Origin of the sequence: Streptomyces sp. NPDC006296, assembly GCF_040613235.1 — a bacterium.
In the GTDB taxonomy this organism is placed as follows: domain Bacteria; phylum Actinomycetota; class Actinomycetes; order Streptomycetales; family Streptomycetaceae; genus Streptomyces.
The window spans coordinates 1-21,928 of record NZ_JBEXRT010000023.1 but is presented as its reverse complement, the minus strand read 5'-3'; the positions used below and the strand labels follow the sequence as shown (position 1 = coordinate 21,928).

Here is a 21,928-nt window from a genome sequence, read left to right as displayed (position 1 = left end):
TTGCTACGAGCCTACCCGCCCCGTACGACAGTCAGCCCGATCTTTAATTCACGCTGCAAGGACCCGCGCCGCGCCGGGTACGCAGGTGGCGGTGAGCGGCAGCGCGCCCAGCGGCTCGCCGTCCGCGTACGCCGTGACACCGGGCGCCGCCAGCTCGATCGACGCCACCCGGTGGACGGTGACCTTCGGGTGGTCCAGGTGCGTCCCCCGGTAGACCCGGGGAAAGACCCTCAGCAGGGTGGTCCGGCTGCACGGGCCGACCACCGTGACGTCGAACAGCCCGTCGTCCATCACCGCGCCGGCGCAGATCCGCATGCCGCCGCCGTACGAGGTGCCGTTGCCCACCGCGATCAGCGTCGCCTCGGTCTCGGTCACCGGGCCGCCGTCCAGCCTGACCCGGTAGGGGATCGGTCTGAGGGCCGCCAGCTCGGCGAGGACCGCCAGGTCGTACCTGAAACGCCCGCCGGGCAGGCGCATCCGGTTCCCCCGGTCGTTGACGCGCGAGTCGAAGCCGGACGCCAGCACGGAGCCGAACCACCGCTCCCCCGCCCGGCCCAGGTCGATCGAGCGGACCGCCCCGGCCTTCAGCGCCTCGGCGGCCAGCCGCCCGGCCGCGGCCGGGTCGCGGACCGGCAGCCCGAGGGCGCGCGCGAAGTCGTTCCCGGTGCCCACGGCCACGGCGCCGAGCGGCGTCGAGGTGCCGGCCACCGCCTGGAGGGCGAGGGACATCATGCCGTCCCCGCCCACGGCTATGAGCGCTCCGGTCCCGCCCGCCACGGCCTCCCGGGCCCGTCCCAGGGCGTCGCCGGCGTCCACGCCGAGGACCGTCCGCACGGAGAAGCCGGCGTCCCGGAACGCGGAAGCGGCCGGCTGCGCGGCACGCGCGCCCCGGCCGCCGCCCGCGGTGGGATTGACGAAGAGGGTGATCTCGCTGGTCACCCGCGGGACCTTACCGGTCAGGTGATGTCGTCGTAACCGTTGAGCCGCTGCGAGCGCCCGCCGTCCGCGTCACCGTTCGACTGTCCCGGCAGGGCCGGCCGGGACACCGGCTCGACGGCGCCCACCGCCTCGGGGTTCAGGTCCAGCTGCGACGCCTCGTCGTCGTCGAGTCCGGCGTCGGGGTCGGCCCGCCGCCTGCGCTTGTCGTTGAGCAGCGAGATGCCGACCGCGATGAAGTAGAGCACCGCGAGCGGACCCGCGAGCAGCAGCATCGAGATGGGCTCGCCGCCGGGGGTGGCGATCGCCGCGAACGCGGTCAGGCCGACGATCATGCCGCGCCACCAGCGCAGCATGCGGGCCCCGGAGAGCACGCCGGTCAGGTTGAGGAGGATGAGCAGCAGCGGCAGCTCGAAGGCCAGGCCGAAGACGATCACCATGCGGGTGATCAGGTCCAGGAAGTCGTCCAGCGGCAGCAGGTTCTTCACGTTGTCCGGCGTGAAGCCGAGCATGATCTCCGCGGTCTGCGGCAGGATCGCGTACGCCAGGTAGGCGCCGGCGACGAACAGCGGCACCCCGGCCACGACGAAGGCGACCGAGTAGCGCTTCTCGTGCTTGTGGAGGCCGGGGGCCACGAACCCCCACAGCTGGTAGAGCCACACCGGAGTGGCCACCAGCACGCCCGCCATCAGGGACACCTTCAGCGCGATGGTGAACGGCGACAGCAGACCGTTGGTGGTCATCTCGGCGCAGGGCCGGCCGTTGACCATGGTCACGGCGCCGTTCTTGCAGCCGACCGAGTCCAGGATCGGCTTCATCAGGAACTCGAAGATCTCCTTCTGGAAGAAGGCCGCCACGATCACGGCGACGACGATCGCCAGGACCGACTTCAGCAGGCGGTTGCGCAGCTCACGCAGGTGATCGAGGAGAGGCATCCGCCCCTCGTCGTCCTTCTCCTGCTTGCGGGCGGACTTGAGCAACCCACTTCCCTCGTCTCGTACGACAGCGTGCGGCGGTGCGGATCAGGCTGTCAGCTCTGGGCGGTGGGCTTGGCGTCGCTGTTCACCGGGCGGGCGCTGGTGACGTCCCCCGGAGCGGCCTGGATGGTGCGGGCGGGGGCCGCGGGCGGGGTGGGGTCCGCGACGGTCTCCGTGGTGGGCGCCGCGGGCTCCGCGTCGTCCTTCTTCATCGCCTTGGCCTCGCTCTTGAGGATGCGGGCCGACTTGCCGAGCGAACGCGCCATGTCGGGAAGCTTCTTGGCACCGAAGAGCAGCAGGACGACAGCGATGATCAGAACGATCTCGAGGGGCTTCAGATTGCCGATCATGTGCGACTTCCTTTTCACTGAGGCGTCCGGAGGGTGGGCTCGCGACCTGTCCGGCCGGACCGGATCCGGCCTTCGCGCTGGCAGCGATCGTAACCCGCAGGGGTGAACGCCGGGCAATGCCTGTGCGTACTCCCGTTTGCGGCCCGCACCTCCCGGCCTGGGCCGCTCCAGCAGCGTACCCCCCGGAACGGCGGATCAGGAGGCCGCGCTCCGCCGTGGCCGGGACTCCCCGGTGTCGGCGAGGGTGGCGGCCGCTCGTTCGAGATCCTCGGCCGCTCGGTTGATCCGCCGCGTGGTGGCGGAGACCTGTCCGGCGAGCCGCTGTGCCTCGACGAAGACCCGGACGGCCAGGACGCCGAGCACGGCCAGGCCGGCGAATCCCAGAGCGATGGCGAGCATGGGCCAGAACATGGGGGTTTCCTCGACGTCTCTCGTTACCGCGGGGCGGTGTGCAGGCGCAGCGTCCGCACCCCGCCGCCGGTGAGGAGCTCGACGACGCGCTCCCCGGCCGGCTTGCGGACCGCGGTGCCGCACACGGGGCAGGTGAAGGAGTAGAAGGTGGTGCGGCGACCGGCCCCTATCGCGAGCCGCAGGGCACCCGCCGCGAGCTCGAACCGCTCACGGCAGTCCGGGCAGGCCGCCCGGAAGCGTACGGCGTCGGGCACCGGAACCGTGACGGGTCCGGCCGGTGTGCGCGGTGGCGCGGTCATGGGGCCTCTGTCTCCTCGGTGCACCGGGGCCGGCCGCTCAGAGCGCGCCGTCGTAGGCGGCCAGCGCCTCGCGTGCCGCCAGCCTGGCGCTCTCGGCCAGGTCCGGGGGCGACGTGATGCGCCCTTCGCCGCCCAGCCGCAGGGCGAGCCTGCGCAGGGAGGCCGGGTCGGGGGTGCGCAGGGTGATCCGCAGACCGCCGTCGGGCAGTTCCTCCGCGCTGTCGTGCGGGTAGTACTCGGCGACCCACCGGCCGCCGGGGCCGACCTCGATCACCACCTCCGGGTCCTCGGCTGCGGGCTGGACCAGCCCCGCGGAGAGGTCGCGCAGCTCCAGCTCGGGCGGGGCGGACGGCGCGTCGAGGAGCCTGATCTCGGCGACCCGGTCGAGCCGGAACGTGCGCCGCGCCTCGGTGAGCCGGCACCAGCCCTCCAGGTAGGTGCGGCCGACCGCGAACAGCCTGATCGGGTCGACCTCCCGCTCGGTGAGCTCGTCCCGCGCGGGCGAGTAGTAGCGCAGCCAGAGGCGGCGGCGTTCGGAGATCGCACGGTCCACGTCGGCGAAGACGCCGCCCTCGGACTCGAAGGTGACCGAGAGCCGCGAGCTGGCCGCCCCCACCTCGCCGGCCGCCGTCTCCAGCTTCGCGGTGGCGCGCACCAGGGCCTGCCGGTCGCTCTCCCGCAGTCCGGGGAGCGTGGCGACGGCGCGGGCGGCGACGAGCAGGGCGGTCGCCTCGTCGGCGGCGAGCCGCAGCGGCTCCGCGACGTCGTCGGGGTTGTGCCACCAGATCCGGTCGCCGTCGGTGTCGATGTCCAGCAGGTCCCCGCCGCGGAAGCTGGTCCCGCACATGGGCAGGACGTCGAGGTCGGAGATCAGCTCGTCCTCGGTGATCCCGAAGGCCCGGGCCACGTCCTGGACGTGCGCGCCGGGCCGCTCGCGCAGATAGGTGACGAGGGAGAGCATCCGCCGGGTCTGGTCGATCGCGTTCGTGGCCACGAGTACGGGTCCCCCTCAGTCCTTGGCCACGGCGCGCAGCCGGTCCATCACGTCGGCCCGCAGATCGGCGGGTTCGCTGACGATCACGTCGGGCCCGAACTCGACCAGCCAGGCGTCCAGCCCGTGCCCGTACGGGATCTCCAACTCGTCCCAGCCGTCGCCGAGTTCCCGTACGGAGGTCGCACGGGAGCGGAGCGGGTAGCCGGAACCGGCGCGCAGCCGGATGCGGGCGGTCCGGGTGGCGGTCTCGCCGGCCCAGCTCTCCACGGTCTCCCGGACGGTGACGGCGTCGGGGACGGCGGCCGTGAAGGCCCCGGCGCGGGAGCGGACCCGCCCCGAGATCCGGGACAGCCGGAACACCCGCTCGGCGCCCCTGTCCCGGTCCCAGCCGGCGAGGTACCAGTGGCCGCGCCAGCATTCGAGGGTCCAGGGCTCGACCTGGCGCTGCTCGGGGCGGGCGGCGTTGCCCTTGCGGTAGTCGAAGGTCACCGGGCGGCGGTCCCGGCAGGCGAGCATCAGCGGTTCGAAGGCGGCCTCGTGGACCGGGATGCGGGGTTCGAGGGCGCTGTGCGGCTCGTAGGCGTCCCCGGCCTCCGGCATGCCGGCGGCCCGCAGCTTCTGCAGGGCGCCGCTGGCAGCGCCGGCGAGGCGGGCCTGCTGCCAGACCTTCGCGGCGAGCCCGAGGGCCGCCGCCTCCTCCGCGTCCAGGGTGATCGGGGGCAGCCGGTTGCTGTCGCGGCGCGCGAGGTATCCGGTGTCGCCGTCCAGGTTCTCGACGGTCTCGATGATCAGGCCGAGTTCGCGCAGGTCGTCCTTGTCCCGCTCGAACATCCGGTTGAAGGACTCGTCGGTGCCCGCCTCCAGGTAGGCCTCGATGGACCCGCGGAGTTCACGCTTGCTGAGCGGACGCCGGGTACCCAGCAGGCACAGTGCCAGGTTCATCAGCCGTTCGGCCTTGGCAATCGCCATCGACGCCCTTTCTCGACGTGCTCTCCGACCGTCGACCGTACCGCCCCGGGGTGTCCGGGCCAAAGCGAGGGCCCGTGCCTCACGGCACGGGCCCTGACTGCTGCGGACGGACGGATCAGACGCCGACGAGGTCGCAGACGAAGATCAGCGTCTCGCCCGGGGCGATGGCGCCGCCGCCCGCGCCCCGGTCGCCGTAGGCGAGGTGCGCGGGGATGGTCAGCTGGCGACGGCCGCCGACCTTCATGCCCTGGACACCCTTGTCCCAGCCGGCGATGACCTGACCGGCACCGAGCTGGAACTGCAGCGGGGTGCCGCGGTTCCACGAGGCGTCGAACTCCTCGCCGGTGGAGAAGGCCACACCGACGTAGTGCACGGAGACGGTCTGACCCGCCTGGGCCACCGGTCCGTCGCCCTCCCAGATTTCCTTGATCTCCAGGTCGGCCGGCGGCTCGCCACCCGGGAAGTCGATCTCGGGCTTGTCGATGCTCACTGAGCTGCTCCTCTTACTGATGAACTGCGTAACCGGGACAGTCTTACATCTTCGCCAGGAGGTCCACGGCGAACACGAGGGTGGACTTGGCGGGGATGGACTGCTGCGCCTCGTCACCGAAGGCCTGGTCCGGCGGGATGACGAGCAGCACGCGGCTGCCGACCTTCTTGCCGACCAGTCCGTTCTTGAGCCCCTTCAGGGTGACCTGGGCCAGCGGGAAGGTCTGGGTCTTGCCGGTCTGGTAGGTGCTGTCGAAGGGCTTGCTGTCCTTCCAGAGCAGACCCACGTAGTTCACGACCACGCTGTCCGTCTCCTTGATCACCTCGCCCTTGGACTCCAGGACGTAGTTGGAGACCAGCTTCTTCGGCGGGTCGCTCTTGGGGATCGTGACCGTGGGGGCCTTGCCGTCGGTCTTCGTGCCGACCTTGGGGAGGTCGATGTTGTCCTGGGCCACCTCGGACCCCTCGGCGGACGCCGGGATCTGGGTCGCCTTCACGATGTCGACGACGAAGACGAGGGTCGCGTTCGGCTTGATGTCGCCCTGGCCCTGCTCGCCGTAGCCGAGGTCCGGCGGGATCACCAGCTCGACGCGGCTGCCGACCTTCTTGCCGACGAGTCCCTTGTCCCAGCCCTGGATGACCATGCCCGCGCCGAGCGTCAGGTCGAAGGGCTGCTTGCGGTCGAAGCTGTTGTCGAACGGCTTCGTGGAGTCCCAGGCCTGACCGAGGTAGTTGACCTGGATCGCGTCGCCGTTCTTGAGCTGCGCGCCGTCACCCTCACTGATGACGTCGGTCTTCAGCTCCTTGGGGGGATCGCCCTCACCCTTCGCCAGGGTGGGCTTCTCGCCGAACTTCGCGCCCGCGGTGATCGCGGGGAAGCCCTTCTCGGTCGAGGCGGAGTCGGAGGCCTTGTCGTCGCCGCATGCCGCTGTGGACAGCAGCAGAAGGGGGACGACGAGAAGGCCGGCAAGTCGGCGCACTGGTTCCTCAGATCTCAGACGGCACGTGAACGGTCCCCGCCACTCTAAGGGCTGTCCCGTCGTCCCCGGCGGGCGCGCGAGGACAACTGCGGCGCCCCGCCGCGCCGTCGGAACACCCGCATACGTCCGGTATGCGAACGCCCTTGCGCCTCGCGGTGCACCATGTCCGCCGCCGCACGCCCGTCCACCAGGGACGACGGGACGGCCCCCGGGCCGAACGGAGGGCCCCGTACGAGGAACGTACGGGGCCCGGCCGCGTCCGGGAGGGACGTCCTGTCCCGGATCACATGCCCGCGATCAGCTTCTCCACCCGGTCGTCGACGGAACGGAAGGGGTCCTTGCACAGCACGGTGCGCTGCGCCTGGTCGTTGAGCTTGAGGTGGACCCAGTCGACGGTGAAGTCCCGCCGCTGTTCCTGGGCCCGGCGGATGAAGTCGCCGCGCAGCCGCGCCCTGGTGGTCTGCGGGGGCACCGACTTGCCCTCGAAGATCTTCAGGTCGTTGCAGATGCGGGTGGCCTGGCCCTTGCGCTCCAGGAGGTAGTAGAGGCCCCGGCGACGGTGGATGTCGTGGTAGGCGAGGTCTATCTGGGCGACCCTCGGGTTCGACATCGTCATGTTGTGCTTGGCCCGGTACCGCTCGATGAGCTTGTACTTCATGACCCAGTCGATCTCGGTGCCGATCCGGTCGAGGTCCTCGGCCTCGATGGCGTCCAGGGTGCGGCCCCACAGTTCGAGGACCTGGTCGACGGTGCCGGTGCGGATGCCCCGGCGCTCGACGAAGTCGACGGCCTTCTCGTAGTACTCGCGCTGGACCTCGATGGCGGAGGCCTCCCGGCCGCTGGCCAGGCGCACCTTGCGCTGCCCCGTGATGTCGTGGCTGACCTCGCGGATGGCCCGGATCGGGTTCTCCAGGGTCAGGTCGCGCATCACGGTGCCCGCCTCGATCATGCGCAGCACGAGGTCGGTGGCGCCGACCTTGAGGAGCATGGTCGTCTCGGACATGTTGGAGTCGCCGACGATGACGTGGAGCCGGCGGTAGCGCTCGGCGTCGGCGTGCGGCTCGTCCCGGGTGTTGATGATGGGCCGGGAGCGGGTCGTGGCGGAACTGACGCCCTCCCAGATGTGCTCGGCCCGCTGGCTCACGCAGTAGACGGCTCCGCGCGGCGTCTGGAGCACCTTGCCGGCGCCGCAGATGAGCTGACGGGTGACGAGGAACGGAATGAGGATGTCCGCGAGCCGGGAGAATTCCCCGTGCCGCGCCACGAGGTAGTTCTCGTGGCACCCGTAGGAGTTTCCGGCCGAGTCGGTGTTGTTCTTGAAGAGATAGACGTCGCCCGCGATTCCCTCCTCGTGCAGGCGTCGTTCGGCGTCGACGAGCAGGCCTTCGAGAATGCGCTCGCCCGCTTTGTCGTGCGTGACGAGTTCGGTCACGTTGTCGCATTCGGGTGTTGCGTATTCCGGATGCGATCCCACGTCGAGGTAGAGGCGGGCGCCGTTCCGCAGGAAGACATTGCTGCTGCGGCCCCATGACACGACACGGCGGAAGAGGTAGCGCGCCACTTCGTCAGGTGACAGTCGGCGCTGTCCCCTGAACGTGCACGTGACGCCGTACTCGTTCTCCAGCCCGAAAATGCGGCGGTCCATGACTGAACATTACGCCTTACGGCCTGAGCTGAAACCGGGTTCGGCTGCACCGTTCCGATCATTTTCCGAACCGGCCACGACCGCGGGCGTACGCCCGGGAGCTGCGAGGACCCTTCCGGTGGCGAGCAGGACCAGCAGCGCCGCCACTCCACCGGCCCCCGCGACGGCGAAACTCCACGCCGTGCCGCCCGCCTCGACGGCCGGGCCGGCCACCGCGGTTCCGGCCGCGGCGCCCACGCCGAAGGTCGTCACCAGCCAGGAGAACGCCTCGGTCACGGTGCCCTGCGGCGCGTGCCGGTCCACGACGATGAACGAGCAGGCGATCGCGGGCGCCAGGAACACCCCGGCGAGCGCCGCCAGCGCGGTCATGGCCGGTACGCCGGGCGTGAGCATCAGCGGCAGGTAGCCCAGGGCGAGCAGCGCGACGATGCCCCGCAGCCGGCGTTCGGGCGCTCCGGCCCACTGCCGCGCCCCGTAGACCACTCCGCCGATCAGCGCGCCGAGGCCGAGTGCGGCCATCAGCCAGCCGTACACGGACTCCCGGCCCTGGTCGTCGGCGTAGGCGACGCCCGCCACCGTGATCGAGCCGAGCGCGAGGCCCACGAAGAAGAAGGCGCCCAGCAGGGCGAGCAGTCCGGGCGAGCGCAGGGCGCCCAGCCAGTGCGCCTCGCGGGGTGCCGAGCGCCACGTCCGGGAGGGCTCGGACAGGACGACGGACAGCGCCCCCAGGACCCCCAGGACGTTGATGACGAGCAGCGCGGCGGCGGGCGACCACAGCGCGACCAGGACCGTCACGAGGAGGGGGCCCACGGTGAACATGACCTCCTGGGCCACCGCGTCCATGGCGTACGCCCGGTGCACCCGGTCCTCACGGCCCAGGACGGTCGGCCAGAGGGCGCGCAGCCCGCCCTCCAGCGGCGGTGTGGACACACCGGCCACGACGACCGCCGCGTACGCCAGCGGGAGCGAGCCGAGGCCCGCCAGCGCCAGCACCGCCATGCCGAGTGCGGAGACCACGGCCGCGGGGAACTGGACGCGCGGCTGGCCGTACAGGTCGACGGCGCGGCCGAGCAGGGGCTGGCCCACCGCCGTGGCCAGACCGTAGGCCGCGGCGAGGGCGCCGGCCAGGGTGTAGCTGCCGCCCTCCGCCCGGGTGAACAGGACGATCGCGATGTGGGCGGTGCCGTTGGGCAGCCGTCCGACCAGCGTCCCGGTCAGCAGCCGGGCGGCGTGCCGCGTCCGGAGGATGTCCAGATACCCCGCGGCCATGTCCGCCCCTCTCCCCCGACGGTGTCACAGCCGCGGGGTTTTACGTATAACGTCGGGGCTCATACGTACCATGTGGGCAGCCCGGCGGTCCATCCCGCGGCGTCCGACCGGCCCAGCACGGAGGCACGAGTGAGCAGCGCGCGGCAGCCCGCCCCATCCCGGCCGACCAGCCGTGACGTGGCACGGGACGCGGGCGTCTCGCAGGCCACGGTCTCGCTCGTGCTCGGCGACAAGTGGCGGGGCAGGGTGTCGGCGGCGACCGCCGAGCGGGTGCGCGGCACCGCCCGGGAGCTCGGCTACCGTCCGAACTTCGCGGCCCGCAGCCTCCGGACGGGCCGCACCCGCACGGCGCTGCTCGTCGTGCCCGCGCTGACCAACGAGTTCTTCGCCCGGGTGCACACCGGGGCCGCGGCCGTCGCCGCCGAGCACGACTTCGGTGTGGTCCTCTACCCGTCCCCCGACGGCACCGGACCCGCCCGGGACCCGTTCGCCTCGGCCCGTGCGGCGCTGGACGGGGTGATCGCCTCGTCGATGGCCGCGGACGCCCTGGGCGCGCTGCGGGGCACCGGCCTCCCGCTGGTGATGCTGGACAGCGACCCCGAGGACCACGGCGCGGCGGCGTGGGTGAACCTCGACATCGCGGACGGCATGCGCCAGGTGGCGGACCACCTGCTGGGCCTCGGCCACCGCAGGTTCGTGCACCTCGCGTCCGCCGTCGACACCTGGACCTTCGCGGTGCGCGCCCGGGCGCTGCGGGAGGCGCTGGGTGGCGTCCCCGGGACCGTCCTGCACACCGTGACGGCCCCCCTGGACGTACGTGCGGGACGCGAGGCCGTCGAGAGGGCGCTGGGCTCCCCCGGCCCGCCGCCCACCGCCCTCGTGTGCGACGACGACATCCTGGCCGCCGGTGCCTGCAAGGCGGTGCGGAGACGGGGGCTGCGGGTCCCCGACGACATCTCCGTGACCGGCTTCGACGATCTGGCCCTCGCCACGGCGGTGGAACCGGAGCTGACCACGGTGGGCCTCCCGGCCGAGCAGGTGGGCGAGCAGGGCATGGCGGCCCTGCTCGACGTTCTGGAGGGCCGGCCCGCCGCGCGGCACGACCTCCCCGTGCGCCTGGTGGCACGCGGCTCCACCGCACCCCCGCCCGTCGCATGACGGTGCCCCCGGCATGACGGTGCCCCCGGCATGACGGTGCCCCCGGCCGTGGCCGGGGGCACCGTCGGGGCTCTGGGAGCCGGCTACTCCTTCGTGCCGCCGTCCGTGCCCGCGTCGGGACCGTCGCTGCCCTTCCCGGGCGTGTCGGTTCCCTTCCCGGGGGTGTCGGTACCGGCGGCCGGAGTGCCGCCCTCGGGCTCCTCGGTGTCGGACGGGGCGTCCGTCGGGGTCGCCCCCGCGCCGTCCGCGTCCAGCAGCCTGGTGAGCTGCCGGCCGACGATCCGCTTGAACTTGCGCTGCTGCGGCCTCGTCCGGTCCAGGACCGCCACTTCGAGGCGCTCGGCGGGGATCTCCCGCTCGTTGCCGTTGGCCTCGCGGGAGAGCGCCTGCACCGCCAGCTTGAGAGCCTCGGCGAGGGACATCCCGTCCCGGTGGCGCTGGTCGAGGAAGCTGCTGATCTGCTCGGCGTTCCCGCCGACCGCGACCGAGCCGTGCTCGTCCACGATCGAGCCGTCGTGCGGCAGCCGGTAGATCTGGTCGCCCTCCGGCCCGACACCGACCTCGGCGACGACCAGCTCCACCTCGTACGGCTTCTCGGCCGCGCTGGAGAAGATGGTGCCGAGCGTCTGGGCGTAGACGTTGGCCAGCCCACGGGCCGTCACGTCGTCCCGGTCGTAGGTGTATCCGCGCAGGTCGGCGTAGCGGACCCCGCCGATGCGGAGGTTCTCGTACTCGTTGTACTTGCCGGCGGCGGCGAAGCCGATCCGGTCGTAGATCTCGCTGAACTTGTGCAGCGCGCGGGACGGGTTCTCGCCGACGAACACGATGCCGTCGGCGTACTGCAGCACGACCAGGCTGCGACCGCGGGCGATGCCCTTCCGGGCGTATTCCGCCCGGTCGGCCATGGCCTGCTGGGGTGAGACATAGAACGGAGTCGACACCGGCTGTCCGTCCCTTTCTGTCAGTGAGAGTGCGTCGAGGAGGAGTCGGAGGGGTCAGAGCAGCGCGGCACGGGGGCCGTCGGGCTGCTCCAGCCGGCGCTCCAGGATCGCGCGGGCGATCTCCGAGGACTCCGTGTCGGCCAGCTTGCGGAAGCCCTCGTCGGTGATGACGGTGACGATCGGGTAGATCCGGCGGGCGACGTCCGGGCCACCGGTGGCGGAGTCGTCGTCGGCGGCGTCATACAGCGCCTGCACGACCAGGGTGAGCGTCTGCTCCTCCGTCAGGTCGTTGCGGTACAGCTTCTTCATCGACCCGCGCGCGAACACGGAGCCGGAGCCCGTGGCCGCGTAGCCGTGTTCCTCGGAACGCCCGCCGGTGACGTCGTAGGAGAAGATCCGGCCCTTCTCACGGTCGACGTCGTACCCGGCGAACAGCGGGACGACCGCGAGGCCCTGCATGGCCATCGCCAGATTGCTGCGGATCATCGTGGAGAGGCGGTTGGCCTTGCCCTCCAGGGAGAGCGTGGCGCCCTCGACCTTCTCGAAGTGCTCCAGCTCCAGCTGGAACAGCTTGACCATCTCCACGGCGAGGCCCGCCGTGCCGGCGATCCCCACCGCGGAGTACTCGTCGGCCGGGAAGACCTTCTCGATGTCGCGCTGCGCGATCATGTTGCCCATGGTCGCCCGCCGGTCACCGGCGAGCACCACGCCGCCGGGGAACGAGGCCGCGACGATGGTCGTGCCGTGCGGCGCCTCCACGGCGCCCTGCAGCGGCGGCAGGCTGCGGTTGCCGGGAAGGATCTCGGGTGAGTGGTCGGACAGGAAGTCCATGAACGAGGACGATCCCGGCGTCAGGAAGGCAGCTGGTAGACGCCCGGTGCTACGAGTGTTGGCTTCCACGCGTTTCCCTCCAGGTATGCGATGGCCCCGCGCAAGGAGTCAGGATCGTCCCCCAACGTGCCGATGGCCGGATTGCAGTTGAAGCACAGTACGCCTCGGACCCTACCCGTCTTGTGACAGTGATCCACATGAACGGCGGGAGCAGCTGAGCGGATCGTGCGGACGCCCGCCGCGACGGGATCACGGCCCCGGCCGGGCCGCGGTGGAGCTCCGGGTGAACGCCCCGGCCCGCCCGGTGGTGCCGGGGGTGCGCGGGCCCCTGTGAGGCCACGCACCCCCGGCACCGGGGCCGGAACCCGGCGGGTGGATTCCCGTCCGGCGCGACGCAGGGAAGGAGCGGACCGCTCTCACAGCCGGAATGCCACTTCTCGTGTGCCGGTCCGGGGACTTCCGCTTACTGCCCGCCCTTTTGCACGAAGCTCCGGACGAAGTCCTCGGCATTGGACTCGAGCACGTCGTCGATCTCGTCGAGGACGTCGTCGACGTCGTCGTTGAGCTTCTCCTGCCGCTCCTTGAGGTCCTCGGATGCCTGCGCGTCCTGCGCCTGCTCCTCGGTCCCCTCGGTCGAACGTGTCGCCTTCTGCTGTCCGCCGCCGGTGTCCTTGGTCGCCATGTAGCTCACCCCGCTCGGTTCGAAGCACTTGATCAGACCCTACCCACGGGGTCCGACATTGGCCCGGTACTTTCCTCAACGTCAGGAGGTCATCTGATTGATTCCCAGCCGGGACGTCTTTCAGGCCCCGGTCAGCGTCCGGACCAGCTCCTCCGCCGTGCGGCAGCGGTCCAGGAGCTCCTTCACATGGGTGCGTGTACCCCGCAACGGTTCCATCGTGGGCACCCGCTGCAACGAGTCGCGGTCGGGCAGGTCGAAGATGACCGAGTCCCAGGAGGCCGCGGCGACGTCGTCGGCGTACTGCTCCAGGCAGCGGCCCCGGAAGTAGGCCCTGGTGTCCTCCGGGGGCTTCGTACGGGCCCGCTCCACGTCGCTCTCGTCCAGCAGCCGCTTGATCCTGCCCCGGGCGGCCAGACGGTTGTACAGGCCCTTGTCGGCCCGTACGTCGGCGTACTGGAGGTCCACCAGGTGCAGGCGCGGGGCGTCCCAGTCCAGGCCGTCCCGGCGCCGGTAGCCCTCCATGAGCTCCCGCTTGGCGATCCAGTCCAGCTCGCCCGACAGGCTCATCGGGTCGTTCTCCAGCCGGTTCAGGGTGTCCTCCCAGCGCACGAGGACGTCCTTGGTCTGCTCGTCGGCGTCCGCGCCGTACCGCTCCTCGACGTATTTGCGCCCCAGCTCGAAGTACTCCATCTGGAGCTGCACCGCGGTGAGTGTCCGGCCGCTGCGGAGCGTGACCAGCTGCTTCAGGCCCGGGTCGTGCGAGACCTGGTGGAGGGTGCGGACCGGCTGGTCGACCGCCAGGTCGACGTTGATGAAGCCGTCCTCGATCATGGCCAGGACCAGGGAGGTGGTGCCGAGCTTGAGGTAGGTCGAGATCTCGGAGAGGTTCGCGTCGCCGATGATCACGTGGAGCCTGCGGTACTTCTCGGCGTCCGAGTGCGGCTCGTCGCGGGTGTTGATGATGGGGCGCTTGAGCGTGGTCTCCAGGCCGACCTCGACCTCGAAGTAGTCGGCGCGCTGGCTGATCTGGAAGCCGTGCTCGTGGCCGTCCTGGCCGATGCCGACCCGGCCCGCGCCGGTGACCACCTGGCGCGAGACGAAGAACGGCGTCAGGTGGCGCACGATGTCCGAGAAGGGGGTCTCCCGCTTCATCAGGTAGTTCTCGTGCGTGCCGTAGGACGCGCCCTTGTTGTCGGTGTTGTTCTTGTAGAGGTGGATCGGCTGGGCCCCGGGGATCGCCGCGGCCCGCTCGGCCGCCTCGGCCATCACCCGTTCGCCGGCCTTGTCCCAGAGCACCGCGTCCAGCGGATTGGTGATCTCGGGTGAGCTGTACTCGGGGTGCGCGTGGTCGACGTACAGCCGCGCACCGTTGGTGAGGATGACATTGGCCAGGCCGATGTCCTCGTCGGTGAGCTGGCTGGAGTCGGCGGTCTCACGGGCGAGGTCGAAGCCTCGCGCGTCACGCAGCGGATTCTCCTCCTCGAAGTCCCAGCGGGCGCGGCGCGCCCGGTGCATCGCCGCCGCGTAGGCGTTGACGATCTGGGACGAGGTGAGCATGGCATTGGCGTTGGGTTGACCGGGGACGGAGATCCCGTACTCCGTCTCGATGCCCATCACTCGCCGTACGGTCATGCGGCCCTCCTTGCCCGGCGGCGCTCCCCTCCGGGAGCGGCGCTCGCGAACCGCTGCTGGTCCGCGGTGCCCGTCCCCGCACTGCGCGACTCGGCGGTACGGCAGAGCCTAGAGCGCCGCTGCGCCGGTGGGGAGATCCATTGCGTCATTGTTCGGGTGTGGCCGGCGCTGCCGGGAGAACGGCCGGCTGCGGACACCCTTCGGGCGTCCGCAGCCGGTCCGCGTATTACAGGTACTGTCCGGTGTTCGCCACCGTGTCGATGGAACGACCGGTGTCCGCGCCCTGCTTTCCGGTGACGAGCGTGCGGATGAAGACGATCCGCTCGCCCTTCTTTCCGGAGATCCGGGCCCAGTCGTCCGGATTGGTGGTGTTGGGCAGGTCCTCGTTCTCCTTGAACTCGTCCACGCACGCCTGGAGGAGATGGGAGACGCGCAGGCCCTTCTGGCCCTGCTCGAGAAATGCCTTGATGGCCATTTTCTTCGCCCGGTCCACGATGTTCTGAATCATCGCCCCGGAGTTGAAGTCCTTGAAGTACAGGACTTCCTTGTCGCCGTTCGCATAGGTGACCTCGAGGAAGCGGTTCTCCTCTGATTCCGTGTACATCCGCTCCACGACGGACTGGATCATCGCGTGGGCGGCGGCCTCCTTCGACCCGGTGTGCTCGTCCAGGTCGTCCGAGTGCAGCGGCAGCGAGGGGGTGAGGTACTTCGCGAAGATGTCCTTGGCCGCCTCGGCGTCCGGACGCTCGATCTTGATCTTCACATCGAGGCGGCCGGGGCGCAGGATCGCGGGGTCGATCATGTCCTCGCGGTTGGAGGCGCCGATGACGATGACGTTCTCCAGGCCCTCCACACCGTCGATCTCGGCGAGCAGCTGGGGGACGATGGTGTTCTCCACGTCCGAGCTGACACCGGAGCCACGGGTGCGGAAGAGGGACTCCATCTCGTCGAAGAAGACGATGACGGGGGTGCCCTCGCCGGCCTTCTCCCGGGCACGCTGGAAGACCAGGCGGATGTGCCGCTCGGTCTCACCGACGTACTTGTTGAGGAGCTCGGGGCCCTTGATGTTGAGGAAGTAGCTCTTGCCCGCGGGCTGCCCGGTGACCTCGGCGACCTTCTTGGCCAGCGAGTTGGCGACGGCCTTGGCGATGAGCGTCTTGCCGCAGCCGGGAGGGCCGTAGAGCAGGATGCCCTTCGGCGGGCGGAGCTCGTGCTCCCTGAAGAGGTCCGGGTGGAGGTACGGGAGCTCGACGGCGTCGCGGATCAGCTCGATCTGGTCGCCCAGGCCGCCGATCTTCTCGTAGTCGATGTCCGGGACCTCTTCGAGGACGAGCTCCTCGACCTCGCTCTTGGGGACCACCTCGTAGACGTAGCCGGACCTGGGCTCCAGCAGCAGGGCGTCGCCGGGGCGGATGGTGATGTCCAGCAGCGGCTCGGCGAGCCTCACCACCCGTTCCTCGTCGGTGTGCCCGATGACCAGGGCGCGCTCGCCGTCCTCGAGGATCTCCTTGAGGGTGACGATGTCCCCGGCCCGCTCGAACTCCATGGCCTCGACCACGTTGAGCGCCTCGTTGAGCATGACCTCCTGGCCGCGCCGGAGGCCTTCGAGCTCCACGCTGGGGCTGACGTTCACCCGGAGCTTGCGGCCCCCGGTGAAGATGTCGCAGGTGTCGTCCTCGTTGGCCTGCAGGAAGACACCGAAGCCGGCCGGTGGCTGGGCCAGCCGGTCGACCTCCTCCTTGAGGGCGACGATCTGGTCGCGGGCCTCGCGGAGCGTGTTGGCGAGCCGCTCGTTCTGTGCGGACACGCCCGCCAGGTTGGTCTGCAACTCGACGATCCGCTCTTCGAGAATCCTCGTATGACGCGGAGAGTCGGCGAGCTTACGTCGCAGGACGGCGATTTCCTGCTCGAGATAGGCGACCTGGCCGGCCGGGTCTTCTGACCCGCGCGCGGGCCGGGTGCCGCGGTTGATGTCGTCGTCGTGGGCTGCCACGGTCCTCACCTCCTCCAAGGGGAGCTGGACGCTTCCTGACCCTACCTGGGTGGGTGATGATTGAAACCCCTAGATCACAAAGACCCGGGAGTCTGTCCGATCTTCACCCTTGCGCCCTCACTCACGCCAAGGGAATACCCACCCTTCGGCACCGGAAAGCAGCCGGTTGTATCGTCGAAGCGTTCAACACCCGTCAGGGATCGCTTCAATTGCTTCGCATACGCAGGGAACGGCAGGACATATGACCGTGCAGCAGGACGCCCCGGGCGACGGCGCCACCCAGGACCTCGAGGTGTGGATCGACCAGGACCTGTGTACCGGCGACGGCATCTGCGTGCAGTACGCACCCGAGGTGTTCGAGCTGGACATCGACGGTCTCGCGTACGTGAAGAGCGACGAGGACGAGCTGCTCCAGGACAAGGGGGCCACCACCCCGGTGCCGCTGCCCCTGCTCCAGGACGTCGTCGACTCGGCCAAGGAGTGCCCGGGCGACTGCATCCACGTCCGTCGCGTCTCGGACAGCGTGGAGGTGTACGGACCGGACGCGGAGTGACGGCTCAGGCGCTGCGGGCGGTGGAGCCGGCGGGACCGGCGGACCTCACGAAGGCGTTGCCCTTCCACTGCCAGGTGGCGCTCTCCAGCTCGTCCGGGCAGCAGCGCGGCACGCTCGGGGAGGAGTAGCCGAGCAGGGTCGCCGAGATCCGTCCGTCACGGACGGTGAAGTCGGTGACGTTCAGTTTCTCGGCGGGGTCCACCAGGGTCGCCACGACTCGGGGTGCGGCGCCGTTCCGCCCTGTCAGCACGTAGATGCCGCTGGGCGGGGTGCCGGACCCGGCGGCGCAGTGCACGACGGCCACGGTCTCGGGTCCGCCGTCCCCGTCGAGGTCTCCGGGAGCGCTCCGGGCCACGGTCTGCCCGACGGGCCCGCAGTCGAGCGGATAGGTGACGCCGGCCGGGTCGGGGGCCGTCACGGCGGGCGCCGCGCTGTCGCGTGCGGCGGCCCGGTGCTCGGACGCCGAGGCGGTGGCGGTGGCGTCCGGCTGGAACAGACCCGCGGCGGCGACCACGGCGGCCATCGCCGTCGCCGTGGCGAGCCAGTGCACGGGCTTGGCGTCGGTGTGCGCGAGGTCCGGGAGCGCGGAGGTCTGCACGCGGTATGTCTCCTGTGGTTCCTGGAGGCCTGGACGGCCGGTGCCGGACGGAGGCCGGCGGGAGGGGGTGGCCAGCATCGTGCCACACCTCACACCCGGGGGGAACCGCGGGGTCGTGGCGGTCCGCACGAAAGCGCCGCCGCCGTGTTCCCGGGTCGGTCCGGGAACACGGCGGCGGCGCCGGTACGGGGGGCGGGGGTCAGTCGTCGCGCTTCGCGCCGCCGCTGCGGCCGCCGGGGCCGTCGTAGTCCTCGCCGTAGGCGCCCTTGGAGGGGCGGCGGCGGCGCAGGGGCGGCTCCACACCGTCCGCGAGGCGGCGGGCGGTGACGAGGAAGCCGGTGTGGCCGATCATCCGGTGGTCGGGCCGGACGGCGAGACCCTCGACGTGCCAGTTGCGGATCATCGACTCCCACGGCTGCGGCTCGGCGAAGCAGCCGATCTCGCGGATGGACTCCACGGTGCGGGAGAGCTGGGTCGTGGTCGCGACGTAGGCACAGAGGATGCCTCCGGGGACCAGCGCCTTGGAGACGGCCTCCAGGCACTCCCAGGGCGCGAGCATGTCCAGCACGACGCGGTCGACGTCGGAGTCCGAGAGGTTGTCCTGGAGGTCGCCGACCGTGAGCTCCCAGGCGGGGTGCGGCGAGCCGAAGTAGCGCTCGACGTTCTGCCGGGCGATGTCGGCGAAGTCCTCGCGGCGCTCGTAGGAGTGCAGCATGCCCTGCTCACCGATGGCGCGCAGCAGGAAGGTGCTGAGCGCTCCGGAGCCGACTCCCGCCTCCACGACGCGTGCGCCGGGGAAGATGTCGGCGAAGGCCAGGATCTGCCCCGCGTCCTTGGGGTAGACCACGGCGGCACCGCGGGGCATGGACAGGACGTAGTCGGGGAGCAGGGGGCGCAGCGCGAGGTAGGCGACGTTTCCCGTGGTACGGACAACACTGCCCTCGGGAGCACCGATCAGCTCGTCGTGCTGGAAAGAACCCTTGTGGGTGTGGAAGTTCTTCCCGGCTTCGAGCGTGAAGGTGTAGTGGCGTCCCTTGGGGTCGGTGAGCTGGACCTGGTCCCCGACCTTGAAGGGGCCGCGACGGCGGGCGGCACCGGTCGGTTCGGACATGTGAACAGCGTACCGGTATTTCGGGGGCCCCTTTCCGGGGCGTCAGGCCGAGGGCCGGGCCATCGCCTTGATGAAGGCGCGCTCGACGTCGGTGGTGGACAGGACGCCGTAGATCTCACCGGTGTCCTCGACCACGAGGTACTCGGTGGCGGGGGTCGCCTTGAGCCGGTCCAGGAGCGCCTCGCCGGCGAGTTCGGCGGAGACCCGCATGCCGTCGGTGAGGTCCTGGGCGAGGCCGCTGACCGGCACCCAGGGGCGGCGGTGCTCGGGGACCCCGGCGATGGCCGCCTCCCGGACGACGCCCTTGGGGGCGCCCTGTCCGTCGACGACGACCAGGGCGCGTGCGCCGGCCTCGTTGGCGCGGCGCAGGGCCTCCGAGAGCGGGGTCGCGGACTCGACGGGCACGGCGCGCCGGGTCAGGGTGCGGGCCCGCAGGTCGGGGAGGTGCTCGCGGAGCCGGGCGGTCCGCAGGCTGTTGCCGGCCCCGGTCCAGATGATCGCGGCGAGGATGGCCGCGAGGAGCGCGTCGGTGACGGTCTCGAAGCCGCTGATGTCCTCGGTCGCGTTGCCGAGGGCCCCGGTGTGGGTGAGCAGCGGGAGGCCGACGAAGACCGCGATGGCGAGGCCCCTGCCGACCCAGGCGGCGGCGACGGTGCCGCTCATCGGCTTGCCGGTGATCTTCCAGACGACGGCGCGCAGCATCCGCCCGCCGTCGAGGGGCAGGCCGGGCAGCAGGTTGAACGCGGCGACGATGAGGTTGGAGATCATCAGCCCGGCGAGGAGCACGCCGGGGACGGTGCCCGCCTCGACGAACTGGAGCGGGATGAAGAAGAGGCCGCCGAGGACGAGGGAGAGCAGGGGCCCCACGAAGGCGAGGACGAACTCGCGGCCGGGCGTCTCGGTCTCCTTCTCGATCTCGGAGACCCCGCCGAAGAACTGGAGCTGGATGCGGCGCACCGGCAGCTTGTAGCGCAGGGCGGCGACGGTGTGGGCGAGCTCGTGGACGAGCACCGACGCGTAGAAGGCGATGGCGAAGAAGAGCGCCACCAGGTAACGGGCGCCGCCGAGTTCCGGCAGGACGCGGTCGAGCTGCCCGCCGAAGACCCAGGTGATCAGGGCCGCGACGACGAACCAGCTGGGTGCCACGTAGACGGGCACGCCGAAGGGGCGGCCCATGAGCAGGCCGCCGCCCGGTTCCGCCGGGCGCCGGGGCTTGTCCTTGTCCGGTCCGGTGCCGGGGCCCTCGCCTCCTGCGCCGGGCTGCTGCGGGTGCCCGCTGTCGCCGCTGTCGTCCACGGGATCCCTCCGGTAGGTGGATTGGCCACGATCGTGCCGTGCGCGAGCTCTCCGGTCGATGGTATGCCGCGGGGTGTCGGCGGCGGGCCGTAGGGTCTTCGACATGACGTCCGTACCGCGCCAGCCTCAGCCGCCCACGTCCCTGTCGCCGTCGCGCGCGAACGATTTCATGCAGTGCCCCCTGCTCTACCGCTTCCGGGTCATCGACCGGCTGCCGGAGAAGCCCAGTGAGGCGGCCACCCGGGGCACTCTGGTGCACGCGGTGCTGGAGCGCCTGTTCGACGCCCCCGCGGCCGACCGTACGGCTCCGGCGGCCAGGGCGCTGGTCCCCGGCCAGTGGGACCGGCTGCTGGAGTCGAAGCCCGAGCTGACGGAGCTGTTCGAGGGAGATCCGGGAGGGGAGCGGCTGGCGGGGTGGCTGGGCGAGGCGGAGCGGCTCGTGGAGCGGTGGTTCTCGCTGGAGGACCCGACACGCCTGGAGCCCGCCGAGCGGGAGCTGTTCGTCGAGACGGAGCTGGATTCGGGGCTCCGGCTGCGCGGGGTGATCGACCGGGTCGACGTCGCCCCGTCGGGCGAGGTCCGCATCGTCGACTACAAGACGGGCAAGGCGCCCCGGCCGGAGTACGCGGAGAGCGCCCTGTTCCAGATGAAGTTCTACGCCCTGGTGGTGTGGCGCCTGAAGAAGGTGGTGCCCCGCCGGCTCCAGCTCGTCTACCTCGGCAGCGGGGACGTCATGACGTACGACCCCGTCCCGGCCGACCTGGAGCGGGTGGAGCGCAAGCTGCTCGCGCTGTGGGAGGCGATCCGGCTGGCCACGGAGACCGGCGAGTGGCGCCCGCGGCCGACGAAGCTGTGCGGCTGGTGCGACCACCGGGCGGTCTGTCCGGAGTTCGGCGGGACTCCCCCGGTGTATCCGCTGTCCGTGCGCCCGGCCGGACCGGTGGAGGCCGCGCAGGGCAGAATGGAGCCGGCCGAGGCCGGTCGGCCGGTGGCCCTCGAAGGCCTTTAAGGAGATCACGTGGCTATCCGCGTCCTGCTCGTCGATGACCAACCACTGCTGCGCACCGGCTTCCGGATGATCCTGGAGGCGGAGGGCGATCTCGCGGTGGTCGGTGAGGCCGGTGACGGCCTGCAGGCCATCGACCAGGTGCGGGCGCTCCAGCCCGATGTCGTCCTGATGGACATCCGGATGCCGCGGATGGACGGGGTGGAGGCGACGCGCCAGATCACCGGCCCCGGGCGGGACGGCCCGGCGAAGGTCCTGGTGCTGACGACGTTCGACCTCGACGAGTACGTGGTGGAGGCGCTGCGCGCCGGGGCCAGCGGCTTCCTGCTGAAGGACGCGCCGGCCGTCGAGCTGGTGCAGGCCATCCGGGTGGTGGCGTCGGGAGAGGCCATGCTGGCGCCGAGCATCACGCGCCGCCTGCTGGACAAGTACGCCGACCACCTGCCCTCGGGCGAGGAGCCCGTGCCGGACGCCCTGCACACCCTCACCGAGCGTGAGGTGGAGGTGCTGAAGCTGGTGGCGCGCGGGCTGTCCAACGCGGAGATCGCCGCCGACCTGTTCGTGAGCGAGACGACGGTCAAGACGCATGTGGGACACGTGCTGACCAAGCTCTCCCTGCGCGACCGCGTGCAGGCCGCGGTGTACGCGTACGAGAGCGGACTGGTGCGTCCCGGCGCCCAGTGAGGCGGAGCGGGACGCAGAACCGGCGCGGGGCGGACCGTGGAGCCGGGCGACCGGGTGCTGTACGACCCGGAGGACCGCGCCGAGGTCGAGGTGCGGGGTGTGGCGTACGTGCTGATGCGTGAGC

General features: G+C 71.1%; 23 protein-coding genes and 2 pseudogenes. 5 read left to right on the top strand and 20 right to left on the bottom strand.

All coding sequences use genetic code 11. The features are described from left to right. Positions 1-48: 48 nt before the first annotated feature. The 11 genes from ABZ172_RS17920 to ABZ172_RS17870 all read right to left on the bottom strand — a co-directional run bounded on the left by ABZ172_RS17920 (position 49) and on the right by ABZ172_RS17870 (position 9,319). Positions 49-939: a diacylglycerol kinase gene (locus ABZ172_RS17920; RefSeq protein WP_356884689.1), complete on the bottom strand. Its 891-nt coding sequence runs from the start codon at positions 937-939 to the stop codon at positions 49-51. Between the two features lie 17 nt (positions 940-956). Beyond that, the gene (gene tatC, locus ABZ172_RS17915; protein ID WP_356884688.1) at positions 957-1,916 is read right to left on the bottom strand and encodes a twin-arginine translocase subunit TatC; all 960 of its coding nucleotides are present in this window, start codon (positions 1,914-1,916) and stop codon (positions 957-959) included. 50 nt (positions 1,917-1,966) lie between these two features. Then, a complete protein-coding gene (gene tatA, locus ABZ172_RS17910) occupies positions 1,967-2,263 on the bottom strand; it encodes a Sec-independent protein translocase subunit TatA (RefSeq protein WP_356884687.1) in 297 nt (98 codons plus the stop codon). Positions 2,264-2,458: 195 nt separating this feature from the next. Continuing rightward, complete coding sequence (locus tag ABZ172_RS17905; protein ID WP_356884686.1) at positions 2,459-2,674, bottom strand: hypothetical protein; 216 nt, start codon at positions 2,672-2,674, stop codon at positions 2,459-2,461. A gap of 23 nt (positions 2,675-2,697) precedes the next feature. Next, complete coding sequence (locus tag ABZ172_RS17900) at positions 2,698-2,973, bottom strand: hypothetical protein (protein ID WP_356884685.1); 276 nt, start codon at positions 2,971-2,973, stop codon at positions 2,698-2,700. A 37-nt stretch (positions 2,974-3,010) separates the two neighbouring features. After that, a complete protein-coding gene (locus ABZ172_RS17895) occupies positions 3,011-3,967 on the bottom strand; it encodes a WYL domain-containing protein (protein ID WP_356884684.1) in 957 nt (318 codons plus the stop codon). Positions 3,968-3,982: 15 nt separating this feature from the next. Continuing rightward, a complete protein-coding gene (locus ABZ172_RS17890) occupies positions 3,983-4,936 on the bottom strand; it encodes a WYL domain-containing protein (protein ID WP_356884683.1) in 954 nt (317 codons plus the stop codon). Positions 4,937-5,051: 115 nt separating this feature from the next. After that, positions 5,052-5,426, bottom strand: a complete 375-nt coding sequence (locus tag ABZ172_RS17885) for an FKBP-type peptidyl-prolyl cis-trans isomerase (RefSeq protein ID WP_014157205.1) — start codon at positions 5,424-5,426, stop codon at positions 5,052-5,054. 43 nt (positions 5,427-5,469) lie between these two features. After that, on the bottom strand, positions 5,470-6,405 hold the full coding sequence (locus ABZ172_RS17880; RefSeq protein ID WP_356884682.1) for an FKBP-type peptidyl-prolyl cis-trans isomerase: 936 nt from the start codon (positions 6,403-6,405) through the stop codon (positions 5,470-5,472). Between the two features lie 283 nt (positions 6,406-6,688). Further along, positions 6,689-8,050: a Pup--protein ligase gene (pafA, locus tag ABZ172_RS17875; protein WP_073751411.1), complete on the bottom strand. Its 1,362-nt coding sequence runs from the start codon at positions 8,048-8,050 to the stop codon at positions 6,689-6,691. Between the two features lie 9 nt (positions 8,051-8,059). Beyond that, positions 8,060-9,319, bottom strand: a complete 1,260-nt coding sequence (locus ABZ172_RS17870; protein ID WP_356884681.1) for an MFS transporter — start codon at positions 9,317-9,319, stop codon at positions 8,060-8,062. 129 nt (positions 9,320-9,448) lie between these two features. Between ABZ172_RS17870 and ABZ172_RS17865 the strand changes: the two genes are divergently transcribed. Beyond that, positions 9,449-10,477, top strand: coding sequence for a LacI family DNA-binding transcriptional regulator (locus ABZ172_RS17865; protein ID WP_356884680.1), 1,029 nt, complete (start codon positions 9,449-9,451; stop codon positions 10,475-10,477). 83 nt (positions 10,478-10,560) lie between these two features. Here ABZ172_RS17865 and prcA read toward each other — a convergent pair whose 3' ends face one another. The 6 genes and pseudogenes from prcA to arc form a co-directional block, all read right to left on the bottom strand. Beyond that, a complete protein-coding gene (gene prcA / locus ABZ172_RS17860) occupies positions 10,561-11,418 on the bottom strand; it encodes a proteasome subunit alpha (RefSeq protein WP_356884679.1) in 858 nt (285 codons plus the stop codon). Between the two features lie 54 nt (positions 11,419-11,472). Continuing rightward, entirely contained in the window at positions 11,473-12,318 is an 846-nt protein-coding gene (gene prcB / locus ABZ172_RS17855) for a proteasome subunit beta (protein WP_356884678.1), read from the bottom strand. After that, a pseudogene (locus tag ABZ172_RS17850) lies at positions 12,270-12,461 on the bottom strand (endonuclease VII domain-containing protein); the annotation flags it as partial. The pseudogene ABZ172_RS17850 and the gene prcB, both read right to left, overlap by 49 nt. Positions 12,462-12,712: 251 nt before the next feature. Next, the gene (locus ABZ172_RS17845) at positions 12,713-12,931 is read right to left on the bottom strand and encodes a ubiquitin-like protein Pup (protein ID WP_356884677.1); all 219 of its coding nucleotides are present in this window, start codon (positions 12,929-12,931) and stop codon (positions 12,713-12,715) included. Positions 12,932-13,051: 120 nt separating this feature from the next. Next, positions 13,052-14,563 (bottom strand): depupylase/deamidase Dop, encoded by a 1,512-nt coding sequence (gene dop, locus ABZ172_RS17840; RefSeq protein ID WP_356884676.1) that lies wholly within the window; start codon positions 14,561-14,563, stop codon positions 13,052-13,054. 226 nt (positions 14,564-14,789) lie between these two features. Continuing rightward, positions 14,790-16,556: a proteasome ATPase gene (gene arc / locus ABZ172_RS17835; RefSeq protein ID WP_356884675.1), complete on the bottom strand. Its 1,767-nt coding sequence runs from the start codon at positions 16,554-16,556 to the stop codon at positions 14,790-14,792. Between the two features lie 241 nt (positions 16,557-16,797). Between arc and ABZ172_RS17830 the strand changes: the two genes are divergently transcribed. Beyond that, positions 16,798-17,109: a ferredoxin gene (locus tag ABZ172_RS17830; protein WP_356884674.1), complete on the top strand. Its 312-nt coding sequence runs from the start codon at positions 16,798-16,800 to the stop codon at positions 17,107-17,109. A 4-nt stretch (positions 17,110-17,113) separates the two neighbouring features. On the opposite strand, the gene ABZ172_RS17825 is transcribed toward ABZ172_RS17830, so the two are convergent. The 3 genes from ABZ172_RS17825 to ABZ172_RS17815 form a co-directional block, all read right to left on the bottom strand. Next, the gene (locus ABZ172_RS17825) at positions 17,114-17,707 is read right to left on the bottom strand and encodes a hypothetical protein (protein WP_356884673.1); all 594 of its coding nucleotides are present in this window, start codon (positions 17,705-17,707) and stop codon (positions 17,114-17,116) included. A 199-nt stretch (positions 17,708-17,906) separates the two neighbouring features. After that, complete coding sequence (locus ABZ172_RS17820) at positions 17,907-18,818, bottom strand: tRNA (adenine-N1)-methyltransferase (RefSeq protein WP_356884672.1); 912 nt, start codon at positions 18,816-18,818, stop codon at positions 17,907-17,909. Positions 18,819-18,860: 42 nt separating this feature from the next. After that, positions 18,861-20,114 carry a site-2 protease family protein gene (locus ABZ172_RS17815; RefSeq protein WP_356884671.1) on the bottom strand — a complete coding sequence of 418 codons (1,254 nt, stop codon included), beginning with the start codon at positions 20,112-20,114 and terminating at the stop codon, positions 18,861-18,863. A 169-nt stretch (positions 20,115-20,283) separates the two neighbouring features. Here ABZ172_RS17815 and ABZ172_RS17810 point away from each other — a divergent pair, with 169 nt between their 5' ends. The 3 genes and pseudogenes from ABZ172_RS17810 to ABZ172_RS17800 form a co-directional block, all read left to right on the top strand. Next, positions 20,284-21,123 (top strand): PD-(D/E)XK nuclease family protein, encoded by an 840-nt coding sequence (locus ABZ172_RS17810; protein ID WP_356884739.1) that lies wholly within the window; start codon positions 20,284-20,286, stop codon positions 21,121-21,123. A gap of 9 nt (positions 21,124-21,132) precedes the next feature. Next, positions 21,133-21,804, top strand: a complete 672-nt coding sequence (locus ABZ172_RS17805) for a response regulator transcription factor (protein ID WP_356884670.1) — start codon at positions 21,133-21,135, stop codon at positions 21,802-21,804. Positions 21,805-21,819: 15 nt separating this feature from the next. Next, positions 21,820-21,928, top strand: a pseudogene (locus ABZ172_RS17800) (hypothetical protein); the annotation flags it as partial.